The organism is Micromonospora sp. NPDC005205, assembly GCF_040608275.1.
In the GTDB taxonomy this organism is placed as follows: Bacteria; Actinomycetota; Actinomycetes; order Mycobacteriales; family Micromonosporaceae; genus Micromonospora.
On sequence record NZ_JBEXHV010000001.1, the window covers coordinates 709,243 to 722,205 of the forward strand.

General features: G+C 71.5%; 14 protein-coding genes. 10 read left to right on the forward strand and 4 right to left on the reverse strand.

Annotated features, from left to right (window positions below; translation table 11 throughout):
- Positions 1 to 20 precede the first annotated feature (20 nt).
- Positions 21 to 962 carry a non-homologous end-joining DNA ligase gene (ligD, locus tag ABZU43_RS03400; RefSeq protein WP_355004944.1) on the forward strand — a complete coding sequence of 314 codons (942 nt, stop codon included), beginning with the start codon at positions 21 to 23 and terminating at the stop codon, positions 960 to 962.
- On the forward strand, positions 952 to 1,866 hold the full coding sequence (ligD, locus tag ABZU43_RS03405; RefSeq protein WP_355004945.1) for a non-homologous end-joining DNA ligase: 915 nt from the start codon (positions 952 to 954) through the stop codon (positions 1,864 to 1,866). Before ligD (ABZU43_RS03400) ends, ligD (ABZU43_RS03405) begins: the two co-directional genes overlap by 11 nt.
- On the opposite strand, the gene ABZU43_RS03410 is transcribed toward ligD (ABZU43_RS03405), so the two are convergent.
- Positions 1,775 to 2,905: a hypothetical protein gene (locus ABZU43_RS03410; RefSeq protein ID WP_355004946.1), complete on the reverse strand. Its 1,131-nt coding sequence runs from the start codon at positions 2,903 to 2,905 to the stop codon at positions 1,775 to 1,777. The genes ligD (ABZU43_RS03405) and ABZU43_RS03410 overlap by 92 nt on opposite strands.
- A 145-nt stretch (positions 2,906 to 3,050) precedes the next feature.
- Between ABZU43_RS03410 and ABZU43_RS03415 the strand changes: the two genes are divergently transcribed.
- From ABZU43_RS03415 to ABZU43_RS03430, 4 genes are all read left to right on the forward strand, one after another.
- A complete protein-coding gene (locus ABZU43_RS03415; RefSeq protein WP_355004947.1) occupies positions 3,051 to 3,803 on the forward strand; it encodes a TIGR03089 family protein in 753 nt (250 codons plus the stop codon).
- 132 nt (positions 3,804 to 3,935) lie between these two features.
- Positions 3,936 to 4,658: a hypothetical protein gene (locus ABZU43_RS03420; RefSeq protein WP_355004948.1), complete on the forward strand. Its 723-nt coding sequence runs from the start codon at positions 3,936 to 3,938 to the stop codon at positions 4,656 to 4,658.
- Positions 4,659 to 4,803: 145 nt separating this feature from the next.
- A complete protein-coding gene (locus ABZU43_RS03425) occupies positions 4,804 to 5,049 on the forward strand; it encodes a toxin HicA (protein ID WP_355004949.1) in 246 nt (81 codons plus the stop codon).
- Positions 5,049 to 5,393, forward strand: coding sequence for a toxin-antitoxin system HicB family antitoxin (locus tag ABZU43_RS03430; RefSeq protein WP_355005190.1), 345 nt, complete (start codon positions 5,049 to 5,051; stop codon positions 5,391 to 5,393). The genes ABZU43_RS03425 and ABZU43_RS03430 overlap by 1 nt, the downstream gene beginning before the upstream one ends.
- Before the next feature lie 80 nt (positions 5,394 to 5,473).
- On the opposite strand, the gene ABZU43_RS03435 is transcribed toward ABZU43_RS03430, so the two are convergent.
- Complete coding sequence (locus ABZU43_RS03435; RefSeq protein ID WP_355004950.1) at positions 5,474 to 5,845, reverse strand: DUF4267 domain-containing protein; 372 nt, start codon at positions 5,843 to 5,845, stop codon at positions 5,474 to 5,476.
- Between the two features lie 90 nt (positions 5,846 to 5,935).
- On the opposite strand from ABZU43_RS03435, the gene ABZU43_RS03440 reads away from it, so the two are divergent.
- The gene (locus tag ABZU43_RS03440) at positions 5,936 to 6,508 is read left to right on the forward strand and encodes a TetR/AcrR family transcriptional regulator (RefSeq protein ID WP_355004951.1); all 573 of its coding nucleotides are present in this window, start codon (positions 5,936 to 5,938) and stop codon (positions 6,506 to 6,508) included.
- A gap of 164 nt (positions 6,509 to 6,672) precedes the next feature.
- Here the strand turns inward: ABZU43_RS03440 and ABZU43_RS03445 are convergent, their stop codons facing one another.
- The gene (locus ABZU43_RS03445) at positions 6,673 to 8,352 is read right to left on the reverse strand and encodes a DNA repair helicase XPB (RefSeq protein WP_355004952.1); all 1,680 of its coding nucleotides are present in this window, start codon (positions 8,350 to 8,352) and stop codon (positions 6,673 to 6,675) included.
- Positions 8,353 to 8,524: 172 nt separating this feature from the next.
- Here ABZU43_RS03445 and ABZU43_RS03450 point away from each other — a divergent pair, with 172 nt between their 5' ends.
- On the forward strand, positions 8,525 to 9,403 hold the full coding sequence (locus tag ABZU43_RS03450; protein ID WP_355004953.1) for a L,D-transpeptidase family protein: 879 nt from the start codon (positions 8,525 to 8,527) through the stop codon (positions 9,401 to 9,403).
- A gap of 97 nt (positions 9,404 to 9,500) precedes the next feature.
- The gene (locus ABZU43_RS03455) at positions 9,501 to 9,737 is read left to right on the forward strand and encodes a hypothetical protein (RefSeq protein ID WP_355004954.1); all 237 of its coding nucleotides are present in this window, start codon (positions 9,501 to 9,503) and stop codon (positions 9,735 to 9,737) included.
- A gap of 31 nt (positions 9,738 to 9,768) precedes the next feature.
- Here ABZU43_RS03455 and ABZU43_RS03460 read toward each other — a convergent pair whose 3' ends face one another.
- On the reverse strand, positions 9,769 to 12,252 hold the full coding sequence (locus ABZU43_RS03460) for a helicase-associated domain-containing protein (protein WP_355004955.1): 2,484 nt from the start codon (positions 12,250 to 12,252) through the stop codon (positions 9,769 to 9,771).
- An 83-nt stretch (positions 12,253 to 12,335) separates the two neighbouring features.
- On the opposite strand from ABZU43_RS03460, the gene ABZU43_RS03465 reads away from it, so the two are divergent.
- Positions 12,336 to 12,959 (forward strand): HAD hydrolase-like protein, encoded by a 624-nt coding sequence (locus ABZU43_RS03465; RefSeq protein WP_355004956.1) that lies wholly within the window; start codon positions 12,336 to 12,338, stop codon positions 12,957 to 12,959.
- The last annotated feature ends 4 nt before the right edge of the window (positions 12,960 to 12,963 follow it).

Sequence of the window (12,963 nt, forward strand, 5' to 3'; positions counted from 1 at the left end):
CCGCTACTACAATTCGGGTCGTGCCCGGAGCGCCGCTCAAGCCGATGCTCGCGATGACCGGGCCGCTCCCGGCCGGCGACGGCTGGGCGTACGAGTTCAAGTGGGACGGTGTCCGCGCCCTGGCCGACATCTCAGGTGGTGGTCAACACCTGTATGCCCGCTCCGGCGTGGAGATCACCGCCGCGTACCCGGAGTTGGCAACCCTGCCCGAGCAGGTCGACGACGCGCTGCTCGACGGTGAGGTGGTGCTGCTCGGCCAGGGTGGGCAGCCGTCGTTCACCGCGCTGGCCGAGCGGATGCACGTCCGGGACCGGGCCAAGGCGGCCCGGTTGGCAGCGGTCATGCCGGTGACGTACATGATCTTCGACCTGCTCCGGCTGAACGGCGACGACCTGACCGGCTGGCCGTACGAGCGCCGCCGTGAGGCGTTGGACGCGCTGGCGCTCGGTGGCCTCCGGTGGGCGGTGCCACCGATGTTCACCGACGGGCCAGCGACCTACGAGGCGGCCGGGGAGCACGGCCTGGAAGGTGTGATGGCCAAGCGCTCCGGGGCCGTCTACCGCCCGGGGGTGCGCTCGCCGGACTGGGTGAAGGTCAAGCTCGAGGTGACCGGCGACTTCGTCATCGGCGGTTGGCGACCGGGCGCTCGCCGGATCGGCGGGCTGCTGGTCGGGGTGCCCGGCCCGGACGGTCGACTGATCTACCGGGGTCGGGTCGGCGGCGGGATCGGCGCGGCCATCGAGCGGCAGCTCCTCGCCGAGCTGGAGCCGCTGCGCTCCGGCGTGTCACCGTTCGCGCCGGGGGTGCCGCGCGAGGATGCGCGGGGCGCCATCTGGGTAGAACCCCGGGTGGTGGTGGAGGTGAAGTACGGCCAGCGCACCCCCGACGGCCGGCTGCGCTTCCCCCGGGTGCTGCGGTTGCGCCCGGACAAGCCTCCGGAGGAGGTCGACGATGCCGGCTGATCGGCTACGGGTGGACGTCGAGGGCCGCGCGCTGGAGCTGTCCAACCTGGACAAGGTGCTCTACCCGGCGGCCGGGTTCACCAAGGGTGAGGTGATCGACTACTACACCCGGATCTCGCCGGTGCTGCTGCCGCACCTGCGCGGCCGACCGGTCACCCGGATCCGCTTCCCCAACGGGGTGGACGACAAGTCGTTCTTCGAGAAGAACACGCCGGCCGCGACCCCGGACTGGGTGCGGGTGGAGAACCTGCCGGCACCCGGGTCGACGAAGGGCCGGGAAACCATCGACTACGTGGTCGCCGACGACCTTCCCACCCTGGTCTGGCTGGCCAACCTGGCCGCCCTGGAGCTGCACACACCGCAGTGGAGGGTGGGCGAGCACCCGGACATGATGGTCGTCGACCTGGACCCGGGCCCGCCGGCCGGGCTGGCCGAGTGTTGCCCGGTGGCGGTGCTGATGCGCGACCGCCTCGCCGACGACGGCATCGAGTCGTACCCGAAGACGTCCGGCAAGAAGGGCATGCAGCTCTGCTGCCCGATCGCCGGCACCCAGTCGTCCGACCTCGTCTCCGACTACGCCCGGCGGATCGCGCAGGAGTTGGAGAAGGCCCACCCGAAGCTGATCGTGTCGAAGATGGCGAAGAACCTTCGACCGGGCAAGGTCTTCATCGACTGGAGCCAGAACAACGCGGCGAAGACCACAGTGGCGCCGTACTCGCTGCGGGCCCAGTCGGTGCCGTCGGTGTCGACGCCGCTGACCTGGGACGAGGTGGAGGCCGGCGCTCGCGGCCGGAAGCCGGCCGTCCGCCAGTTCACCGCCGCCGAGGTCCTGGCCCGGGTCGAGGAGTACGACGACCTGCTCGGCCCTCTGCTCGACGGCGGCCCGGAACTGCCCACCCACTGACGCGGCGCAGCCGCCACCAGGCGCCGCCGACCAGGGCGAGCGTGAGGACTGTGACCGCGACGTCGCCGGCCAGGGCCGCCGCCGGGCTCGCCGGGGAGTAGGGCGGCACCAGGTACGCGAACGCGGCGGCGATGACCAGGCCCGCCGACCCGGCCGCGAGCACGTGCCGTTGCCCCCAACCGCTGCCCGACGACCAGTAGGCGATCAGGGCCCCGGCGAAGGCTGCCAGCGTCAGTGCCACAGTCACTCCCGCCCAGCCGGGCGTCAGGTCGCCGCCGAACCGGACGAGGACGACCAGCAGACCCACCCAGAGCGGGTGCGGCACCCGACGGGCCCGACGCGGGCGGGGGTGACGCCAGCGGGGCAGCAGGGCCACGGCGACGAGGGCGACGACCACCACGGCGGCGAAGGACAGTTGGAGCGGGCTGGCCAGGAAGCCTTTGTCCCCGTTGATGTCCGAGAAGATGAACAGACTGCCGAGCAGGTAAATCAGACCGACGACGAGGAGGCCGGGGCGGCCCAGCCACGGCCGCAGCCGGCGATCCGCACCGAGGAACGACTCGATCAGTACGATCGGCGCGCAGATGGTCAGCACGATGTGGTTGCCGACGTAGTCGAACGCCTGCCGGAGGCTGAATTCGAGCCCCGGCACCAGCGACGCCTCGGCGGCGGCGCGGGTGTCGGCGTACTGCGTGTCGTCAAGGAAGTCGGGGTTGAACAACGACTGGTCGACCAGCCCGGCCTGGAGTACGCCGAACGCGGCGGCGAGCAGCACGATCGTCGGCCAGCCCGCGCCGAGGTGCCGGGCGGTCTCCCGGATGAGGATCGCCGCACCGCCGTACATCGGGCCCAGGAAGATCAGCACCGGGAGGAAGCCGTCGATGGCGAAGCCACCCCACGAGCACTCGGCCGCCCACGGGGCGAGCAACAGCAACGCGATCACCGGCAGGAGCCGCCGGCGAAGAGGCAGACGGTCGGCGGATACGAGACGGTCGGCGGCGGGGCGGTCGCCGGTGACGGGGTCGGAACCGGTCGGCATGGGCGCTCCTCGGCGGCGTTCTCTTCGGGGGTCACCTGCACGGTGCCCGGGCCACCCGGCCACCCGATACGGCCATCGGCTGACGACCGGCGCTACCAAAGTCGTTGAGTACTGTGATGCCGACGTCGACCCGGGGAGCGTGGAGATGCAGCCAACCGACACGGCCGACCTGGCGGCCCGGCCCGTCGAGGCCGAGCGCCCGCTGCTCAGCTACCGCGACGAGGCGACCGGCGAGCGCGTCGACCTGACCGCTCAGCAGGTAGGCCAGTGGGCGGCCCGGAGCGCCGGCCTGCTGCGGGACGGTTGCGGCCTTGGCCCCGGCAGCCGCGTAGCGGTCCTGCTGCCGCCGCACTGGCGTACCGCCGCTGTGTTGTTGGGGGCTTGGGCCTCGGGCCTGGCGGTGTCGTTCCGCCCGCGCGCCACCGCGGGCCTGGCGGTCCTCGAACCGGGCGGCGACCGGCCGTTCGATGCGGTCTTCGTGACGCCGGAGCGGCAGGACGACTGGCTGGAGGACGTGCCGGACGCGCCGCACCGATACCTCGTCGGCACCGGTCCGGGGCGGCTGGACGACGTGCCGTTGGGCTGGTTGGACTGGTCCGCCGAGGTGCTCCGGCACGGCGACGGCACGCCCGACCACGCGGCCATCCACCCGTCGGACCCGGCCACCGCTGACGGCACCACCTACGGCCAGTGGGGTGCGCTCGCCCAGGAGTTCGCCACGATGCTGGACCTGCGCGCCGGCGACCGCCTGCTGGTCGACGCCGCCGAGACCGAGCAGCCGCTGAAGTGGTTGCTCGCACCGCTCTCGGTCGGCGCGTCAGTGGTGATCAGCGCCAACCTCGACCCGGCGCGGCGGGACTCGATCGTCACCGCGGAACGCATCACCCGCGTCCTCTGAGGCCGTCTCGAGTCACCCGACCGATGGAGCCGCCGCCTTCCGTCAGCTCTCACATTCCCCCTGCTCATACGCTTCGCCGAAGGCACGCGCGATGGTCCGGGCGCGGCCACTGTGCACAGCGGCGGAGGGTTGATGGCTTCGAGGCGTACACCTCGGGTTGTGGTCGCGGCGGTCGCCGGCGGACTCTTCGCCCTCGGGGTGGTCGCGCCCGGCCCGGCGGCGGCGCCGCTGCCCCGCGCGGCCCAGGCCGACGGACCCACGGACCCCGACCCGCGCGAGCCGCGCCCGCCGCTGCTCCCCGCCGACTTCCAGGGCACCGGCCGGTACGTCGTGCGGGACCTCGGCATCGACGTGCCGTTCTCCTGGCAGGGCCGGGACGGCAACAGCCAGATGATCGCCGGCGGCCCGGACCACCCGATCTGGTTCACGAACCTGATCTACGAGAACACGCTCTACACGCTCACCTACAAGTGGCCGAACATCCCGCTGTTCCCGCCCCGCGCGTGCAGCAAGGTCCCGGGTTTCTTCAACCGGCAGATCTTCAACGACAAGCTGAAGACCGCCCGTTACGTGGGGCCGGAAATCCTCCAGGGTGAGAAGGACCTACATGTCGACCACTGGCGGGTCGGGGTGGTCGGCGGCTCCGCGGTGCCAGGGGAGTTCTTCCGGTTCCCGATCGCGCTCGGTGACATCTACGTCGACCAGCACGACCCGAGCCGGTGGTGGCAGGTGTTGCAGTTCGGGTTGCAGAACCTTTTCGACCCGGAGCTGGACGAATGGTTCACAATGGACACCTTCGACCACCGCTCCGGCGAGGTCACCCTCCCCGACCGCTGCCCACCCCCGACCTCGTAGCGCATCCGGCGCACGCCTTCCGCCTTGATCGACCCGGTTCCCGCGAGGCCGGGGCATCCGAGTGCTGCCGGGCGCCGCGATATTGGCATTGAGTCGATCAAACAAGGTGTCGCTACTGTGGTACCGCCGGTAGTACCATTTGCAGGTGCCCTCCATAGACAAGCTCGTCGAGGCGATGCGAAGGAACCAGCAGAACGTCGCCTACAACGATCTCTACGGGGTGTGTGAGCACTACTTCGGCAAGCCTCGGCAAGCTGGCAGCTCCCACGCGGTCTTCAAGATGCCCTGGGTGGGTGACCCGCGCGTCAACATCCAGAACGACAAGGGCAAGGCCAAGGCATATCAGGTACGGCAAGTGATCAAGGCGATCGACAAGAAGGGGGCCTCGTGATGCAGACCGAACCCCGTCCTGAGGTGTCCCACTACACCTACCGCGTCACCTGGTCCGTCGAGGATCGCGAATTTGTCGCCACCTGCGCCGAGTTCCCATCCCTCTCCTGGCTGGCGCCTTCGCAGATCGATGCTCTAGAGGGCTTGCAGGACTTGCTAAGGAAGACTGTGGCCGACATGGAGGATGAGGGAGAGCAGGTGCCGCAGCCATTTGCCGAGCGGAACTACTCGGGCAAGTTCAACCTCCGCGTCGGGGAGAGCCTGCACCGCGAACTCGCAATCCAGGCTGCCGAAGACGGGATGAGCCTCAACCAGTACGTCTTGCGCAAGCTCCGCGCCGCCTGACGGCGACCACGCTTCCCACTTGCTGAACGCGAAGGTCGCCCCGAACGCCCTACCGCTGGACACGTCACCAGGAAGCGCGGTCAGAGGGCGAACAGCAGGGCGGCGTCCAGGAGGACGACGACGGCTGTGGCGAAGTGGATGCCGAATGCCACAGCCTTCGTTCCGCCGTTGCGCAGCACGATGACGGTGTCGCCCAGCGGGACGAGCGCGACGATCAGCATGAACCACGCGACCGCGTCGGCGGTCGTGAAGGCGATCAGGGCGAGGCCGAGCAGCCCGAACGTGAGGTCCTTCAGTCCTTTGACCGTCAGGTAGGCGGGGTCGCCGTCCGGACGGGCCGGTACGCCGTACCCGGCGGCGGCGGCCTGCGGTACCAGCAGGAACCGCGCACCGATGAAGACGACGAAGAGGCTGAGTACGACGGCGAGCCCGTAGGCGATGAAGGACAGCATGAGTCCGGCTCCAATTCCTAGCGCTGCTAGATACGGGAGCAACGCTAGCAGAGCATCGGCAGAACTGCTAGCAGTGCTAGGGTTGCTGTCATGTCGATGCAGGGACGCCGGGAGCGCGAACGGGCGGAACGGGAGCAGGCGATCATCACCGCGGCTCGCGACCTGGCCCTGGCGGAGGGCTGGGACGCGGTGACCACCCGGCGGCTGGCGGCCGAAATCGAGTACAGCCAGCCCGTCCTCTACAGCCACTTCAAGGGCAAGGACGCCATCATGGCGGCGGTAGCCGTCGAGGGCTTTGCCGAACTGGCCGCCACGCTCGTCTCAGCCCGAGCGTCGGCCGCCGACTCCCGTCAGGCGGTCGCCGACGTCGCAGCGGCGTACGCCTCCTTCGCCGAACAGCGGCCCGCGATCTACGACGCGATGTTCACCCTCGCCGTGGACCTGCCGTTCGCCAGCCAGGACGTCCCGACCGACCTGGCCCGGGGCTTCGCCGAGTTGGCCGAGACGGTGCGCCCATTCGTCGGCAACGACGACCTGGAGGCGGTCACCGAGACGTTCTGGAGCGGCCTGCACGGGCTGGTCACGCTGATGCGCAGCGGCCGGCTCCGCCGCGCCGACCACGACCGCCGGCTCGCGGTCCTGGTGGACCGCTTCTCCCGTTGAGCGATGCCGGTCAAGGCTGACGCGGTCGTCGCGCGCACGGCGCGAGGTGGTCGGTGGGCAGAGCGCACCGCGCTGATCGACTCGGGTTCCAGGAAAGCGGGGCATCACAGCGCCCCGAACACCGCGACTTCCTGGAAACCGAGTCGATCAAGGCCGCGCGGGGGTCAGTCGACCGTGGGCAGCTTCGGGCCGAGGACGTCGTCGGCGTCGACGATCGTGTACGCGTACCCCTGCTCGGCGAGGAAGCGCTGCCGGTGTGCCGCGTACTCGGTGTCGATCGTGTCCCGGGACACCACGGTGTAGAAGTGCGCCTGCCGGCCGTCGGCCTTCGGCCGCAGCACCCGACCGAGCCGCTGCGCCTCCTCCTGGCGCGAGCCGAACGTCCCGGACACCTGGATCGCCACCGCCGCCTCGGGCAGGTCGATGGAGAAGTTGCCGACCTTGGAGATCACGAGGGTCCGAATCTCACCGGTGCGGAAGGCGTCGAAGAGCCGCTCCCGCTCCTTGTTCGTGGTCGAGCCCTGGATGATCGGCGCGTCGAGGTACTCGCCGAGTTGGTGCAGCTGATCGATGTACGCGCCGATCACGAGCACCTGATCCTCGGGATGCCGCTCCACGAGCGCGCGAACCACAGGTAGCTTCGTCCGGGCGGTCGCCGCCATCCGGTAACGCTCCTCGGCCTCCGCCGTCGCGTACGACATCCGCTCCGCGTCGGTGAGGGTCACCCGGACCTCGGTGCACTCGGCCGGGGCGATCCAGCCCTGCGACTCGATGTCCTTCCACGGCGCGTCGTACCGCTTCGGCCCGATCAGGCTGAACACGTCGCCCTCGCGGCCGTCCTCGCGTACCAGAGTCGCGGTGAGGCCCAGCCGACGGCGGGCCTGGAGGTCCGCCGTGAACCGGAAGATCGGCGCGGGCAGCAGGTGCACCTCGTCGTAGACGACCAGGCCCCAGTCGCGGGCCCCGAAGAGGTCCAGGTGGGTGAACGCGCCGCCGCGCCGCGAGGTGAGCACCTGGTACGTGGCGATGGTGACCGGACGGATCTCCTTGCGCTCGCCCGAGTACTCGCCGATCTCCTCCTCGGTCAGCGAGGTACGGGCGATCAGCTCCCGCTTCCACTGCCGACCGGCAACCGTGTTGGTGACCAGGATCAGGGTGGTCGCCTTCGCCTCGGCCATCGCTGCCGCGCCGACCAGGGTCTTGCCGGCACCGCAGGGCAGCACCACCACCCCCGACCCGCCGGCCCAGAACGCCTCCACGGCTTCCCGCTGGTACGAGCGCAGCGTCCACGGCTTGCGCCCGTCCTTGCCGGCCTCGGCCAGCTCGATCGGGTGCGCCTCACCGTCGACGTAACCGGCCAGGTCCTCCGCCGGCCAGCCCAGCTTGAGCAGCGCCTGCTTGAGACGGCCACGCTCGGACGGGTGCACCCGGATGGTGTCGTCGTCGATCTTGTCGCCGAGCATCCCGGCGAGCTTCTTGCTCTTGGCCACCTCGATCAGCACCAGCCGGTCCAGTGCGCGCAGCACCAGCCCGTACGCCGGGTCGTTGGCGAGCTGGAGCCGGCCGTACCGGTCCATCGTCTCGGCCACGTCCACCAGCAGCGCGTGCGGCACCGGGTAGCGGGAGTACTTGAGAAGCGAATCCACCACTCCCTCGGCGTCGTGCCCCGCCGCGCGGGCGTTCCACAGACCCAGCGGGGTCAGTCGGTAGGTGTGCACGTGCTCCGGCGAGCGTTCCAGCTCCGCGAACGGCGCGATCGCCATCCGGCAGGCCTGCGCGTCGGGGTGGTCGATCTCCAGCAGCAGGGTCTTGTCCGACTGCACGATCAGTGGTCCACCGCTCACGCCAGCGTCCTCTCCTCGGTTGGCCGACCGGCCGGAACGGGTCGCATACCCGCTGCTGGCCGACCATCCAGTGTTGCACGATGCGGGACGGCGAAAGAAAGATGCTCACCGGACGCAACCGTGATGGCACTCACGAACGTCTAGTAAAGGGACAACTGTCTGGGGAGGGCCCATGGAGCATGTTCGGATCGCCTCCCGGCTGGTTGCCCTCGTGGTGGTCGTGCTGGTCGGCGCGGGAGCGTGCGCGTTCGATCCGCAGTCCGGCGGGAGTGGTGGCGGGGGAGCCGCCCCAGCCGGTGCGGCGGAACAGGCAACGGGGGCGGGCGACACGTCCGGGTCCGACCAGCACGGCCGGCCCACCCCGGCCGCGCCCACCGCGAAACCCTCCCGGAAACCCACGCCGAAGCCGACCCGCCCGGCACCCACCACGACCCCCGGCACCGGTACGCCGACAGTCGCCGGCTGCCCCCAGGGGCAGCACCAGCGGGCGGTGGAGACCCACCTGGCCCGGTTGGGCGGGTTCGGGGCGGTGACAGTGGACGGCCGGCAGTCCGCCGCCGACTGCGCGGCGATCAAGAAGTTCCAGAAGAGGTACGGCATTCGCCCCGTCGAGGGTCGCGCCGGACCAACCACCCTCGACGTGGCCCAGCGCCTCGCCACCACCGACACGACGCGCTGCAAGGCCGGCACCGGCACCACGTTCTGCGTGGACCTCACCCGGCAGACCGTCTGGGCGCTCCGCGGCGGCAAGGTGATCATGGCGCCGACGGTGACCCGCACCGGCATGTCCGGCTACCGCACCCCGGCCGGCACGTACGCCGTCAACTACCGCAACCCCAAGGAGTGGTCCAACCCGTACGAGGTGTGGCTGCCGTACTGGCAGCACTTCACCCAGGGGATGGGCTTCCACGAAACCACCACCTACCTGCACGAAAAGTCGATCGGCTCGCACGGCTGCGTCAACCTGCTGCACGCCGACGCCGTCCGGATGTGGGAGCTCGGCAAGGTCGGCACCCGGGTGGTGCTGATCGGCCGACGCCCCGGCACCTGAGTGACACGGAGCGAATCGCGGCGATAACCCCCTGTCCGACCGGACCAACGAGTGTCACCCTTGGAGTCCAGGGCCGGACCGGGCGGGGAGGCTGGGCATGACGGTCGACCGTGACGTGATCGCGGAGCACGAACACGCACCACCCGACGAGGTGTCCCGAGCGACGGTGATCGCGTACGTCGTCGCGGCGACACTCCTGCTCGGGTGGTTCCTCTTCGGCTGGCTGGTGCTCCAGCAGGGCTTCGTCGACTCCATCGGCGAGTCCGCCGGTGCCGGCTTCGCGCTGCTGCTGATCATCTCGGTGGTCGGCACCGTACGCCGCAGTCGCCGCTGACCGACGGCGTCCGCGCGGTGGCACCCGTCGGTCAGTCCGCCACCACCGCCGCGGTGATCCGGTGCAGCGCGAACGTGTGCAGCATCTCGGTCCGTTCGTCCTCGGCCCGCAGGTAGCCGGCACCGATCGAGACCGGCTTGAGCAGGCGTGACGCCGTCGCCCCGTGCGCGTCGACGTAGCCCACCCAGACCAGCGCCTTGTCCCGGACCGCCTGCTGGAGCACCGCCAGTGCCTCGCTGTGGGTGTGCGCCGGCACCGGGCCGCCGCCCAGCCCGGGCGCACCGCCGCGCACCACGGCAGGCGCCCGTCGGGCGGCCCGTGCCGCCGCGTCGCCGCGACGGATGTGCTCCACCACACCGAGCAGCCGGGGCATGGGCAGCTTCGGGGCGGCCAGCGGATCGATCGTCCGGGTGGTCACCGACACCCGGGGCGGGGCCCGCCGGATTCGCGGCCGGGCCAGCACAGTGCTGCCGGTGCCGTCCTCCTGCACCGGGGCGTACCCCGCGTCGCGCAGCGCACCCAGCAGCCGACCAACCTGGTACTGCGTACACAGCACCGTCGGCGCGAGCCGGCGCAGCGCCAACGACTCCAGCCGCCGGTCGGCCAGCACCTCGCTGATCAGCGTCTCGTCGTCGCTGCGCAGGTACGCCCCGGCCAGGCCGACCCGCAGCCCGCCGTGCTTACGGGCCACGTCGTCGATCAGGTAGGTGAGCCCCTGCGGCACCGGGGTACGTGACCGACGCCGGAACACGTCATGCAGGTCGTCGGCCGTGTAGCCGGAATCTAGGGCCCGCCGCACGCTCGCCGTGGTGACCCGGTGCACGCTGGCCCCGCCGGCCGACTCCAGCTCGGTCATCGCCTCCAACTCGACGGCGAGCGCCGGCTCGGGTGGGCCGGGCACCACCACTGTCAGGTCGGCCTGCACCAGGAAGTGGTCGACCGGTGCGGGCAGCAGGGCGTCCAGCGCCCGCGCGGTACTGGACGGGTCACCGCTCTCGACGTCGGCGTGCACGCCCAGCGGGTCGTCACCCCGCTCGTCGGTCGACGTCAGGTCCCCCAGCAGCAGCCGACCGTACGAGGTGAGCGCCCCCAGCCCTGTCACGCCCAGCTGTGCGGCCTCGGCCAGCACCTCCCGGTGCGCGGCGTCCCGGCCCCGGCTGCGACGGGGAGACCGCCAGTCCAGCAGCTCCTGCACCTCTTCCGGGGTGGGCGCCGTCGCCGGCTCCAGATCGGCGAGTACGCCGAGCACCGCCCGTCGGGTGGCCGGCACGCTGGCCCGCTCGGCCTCGGCGGAGAGCGCGGTGATCGGCCGGTCCCGGTCGTCACGGCGGCCCACCAGCCCCACCTGCCGGGTCATGGTCAGCCACGCTCGGGCGAGCTGCTCCCACCGTTGGGCCAGCGAGGCGGCCCGCCACACCTCGTACCCGCCGGTCGGCAGCACCTGCTGATCCGCCCCGTACCGGCCGGTGGTCGCACCGGGCATCTCCAGCTCACCGAGGAGCCCCGCCGCGTACGCCACCTCCAGCAGCAGCGCGGTGGTCGGTTCGTCCAGCCCGGCGGTACGCGCCAACCGGCGCAGGTCCCGTACGCCGATGCCACCCGAACGCAGCACCGGCGCGGGCTCGTCGGCGAGCTGCTCCAGCAGCCCTTCGGTGTGCCGGACCACCTCCATGGACTGCCCGGCTCCGGCCGAGTCGACCGCTTTCGGCTCGCGCGGCGCGGCGGCCACCGGCGGCGGGCTGGTACGCAGCGGCCCGAGGGGGCCGCTGTCGCGGCGCAGCAGCAGGCCGACCTCGCGGGGCAGCTCCACAGTTCCGCTGGCCGTGGACGAGCCGGTCGTCGCCGGGACCAGCAGCCGGTTGTCGACGAGCCACCGCACCGGGGAGCCGGTCGGCGCGCCACCGTTCGTCGGGTCGGTGAGGACCGGGTCCGCCGCGCCGAGCGGCGGCGCCTGCAACGCCCCCGGCGGCACGCTGCCCACCGGTGGGCCGGCCGCCAACCGGTCCAGGATCGCCCGGGCCGAGGGCGGGGCGGCGAGCACCGTCCGTCGCAGCTTCGCCGGGTCCGCGCAGAGCGCGGCCGCGCGCGGGTCCAGCTCCGCGGCCGGTCGGCCGAGCCCAGCGGGGTACGGGGAGACTTCGTCGACGGCGGGCAACACCTGGAGCGCGTGCTCCGGGCCGTACAGCAGGAAGAGCGCACGCAGTCGGCCCACGGCGGCCCGGACGGCCGTCGGAGCCGGCGGGTGCGGCCCGGCGGTCGCCATCGCGAGCACGGTGTCGATGGCCGTGGTGGCGTCGTCCGGGTTCCGGGTGAGGCGGGCGGCGTCGAGGATCTGGAGGGTGAACTGGTCCAGGCCGTCCAGCGCGCGGGCCACGGAGACCCGGGACTGGGCCCGGATGGCCAGGGCGGAGACGTCGGCCGGCACGGGCACGACGAGGTCGGGCCGCAGTTGGAGGAGCGCGGCCAGTGACTCGTCGGGCAGCGACCGCAGGTGGTCGGCGAGTGAGGTGGTCATCGTCTTTCCACGCTAGCCCGGCACCGGGCTTCCGCGCCCCTCGGACGTCCGGTCGGCTGGGAGTAGCCGGTACGTTTCTCGACATGCCCGCACTGACCGTCGGATTCGACCTCGACATGACCCTGGTGGACTCCCGCCCCGGCATCGCCGCGGCGTACCGGGCGTTGACCGCGAGGACCGGTGTGCCGGTCGACGCCGAGCTGGCGGTGTCCCGGCTCGGGCCGCCGCTGCGTACCGAGATCGCGCACTGGTTCCCGCCGGATCAGGTCGAGTCGGCCGTGCGGGTGTATCGCGAGCTGTACCCGGCGTACGCGATCACCCCGACGCTCCTGCTGCCCGGCGCGCGGGAGGCCATCGAGGCGATCCGTGCGCGCGGTGGCCGGGTGCTGGTCGTCACGTCCAAGATCGGCCGGCTGGCCCGGTTGCACCTGGACCACCTCGGTCTCACTGTCGACGAGTTGGCCGGCGACCTGTTCGCCGAGCAGAAGGCGACCGCTCTGCGGGAGCACGGCGCCACCCACTACGTCGGTGACCACGTCGCGGACATGGTGGCGGCGGCGGCGGCCGGGGTGCCCGGCATCGGTGTGGCGACCGGCCCCTGCTCCTCCGATGAGCTGCGCGCGGCCGGGGCGGAAGTGGTGCTGGACGAGCTCACCGAATTCCCAGCGGCGCTCGACCGGATGATCCAGCTAGCCTTGGAGCAGTAGCGGC

What these genes read in the sequence shown, in the direction of transcription:
- ligD (WP_355004945.1), top strand. Translation starts at nt 952, where the DNA reads ATGCCGGCTGATCGGCTACGGGTGGACGTCGAGGGCCGCGCGCTGGAG.
- ABZU43_RS03410 (WP_355004946.1), bottom strand. Translation starts at nt 2,905, where the DNA reads ATGCCGACCGGTTCCGACCCCGTCACCGGCGACCGCCCCGCCGCCGAC.
- ABZU43_RS03415 (WP_355004947.1), top strand. Translation starts at nt 3,051, where the DNA reads ATGCAGCCAACCGACACGGCCGACCTGGCGGCCCGGCCCGTCGAGGCC.
- ABZU43_RS03420 (WP_355004948.1), top strand. Translation starts at nt 3,936, where the DNA reads ATGGCTTCGAGGCGTACACCTCGGGTTGTGGTCGCGGCGGTCGCCGGC.
- ABZU43_RS03430 (WP_355005190.1), top strand. Translation starts at nt 5,049, where the DNA reads ATGCAGACCGAACCCCGTCCTGAGGTGTCCCACTACACCTACCGCGTC.
- ABZU43_RS03435 (WP_355004950.1), bottom strand. Translation starts at nt 5,845, where the DNA reads ATGCTGTCCTTCATCGCCTACGGGCTCGCCGTCGTACTCAGCCTCTTC.
- ABZU43_RS03440 (WP_355004951.1), top strand. Translation starts at nt 5,936, where the DNA reads ATGTCGATGCAGGGACGCCGGGAGCGCGAACGGGCGGAACGGGAGCAG.
- ABZU43_RS03450 (WP_355004953.1), top strand. Translation starts at nt 8,525, where the DNA reads ATGGAGCATGTTCGGATCGCCTCCCGGCTGGTTGCCCTCGTGGTGGTC.
- ABZU43_RS03455 (WP_355004954.1), top strand. Translation starts at nt 9,501, where the DNA reads ATGACGGTCGACCGTGACGTGATCGCGGAGCACGAACACGCACCACCC.
- ABZU43_RS03460 (WP_355004955.1), bottom strand. Translation starts at nt 12,252, where the DNA reads ATGACCACCTCACTCGCCGACCACCTGCGGTCGCTGCCCGACGAGTCA.
- ABZU43_RS03465 (WP_355004956.1), top strand. Translation starts at nt 12,336, where the DNA reads ATGCCCGCACTGACCGTCGGATTCGACCTCGACATGACCCTGGTGGAC.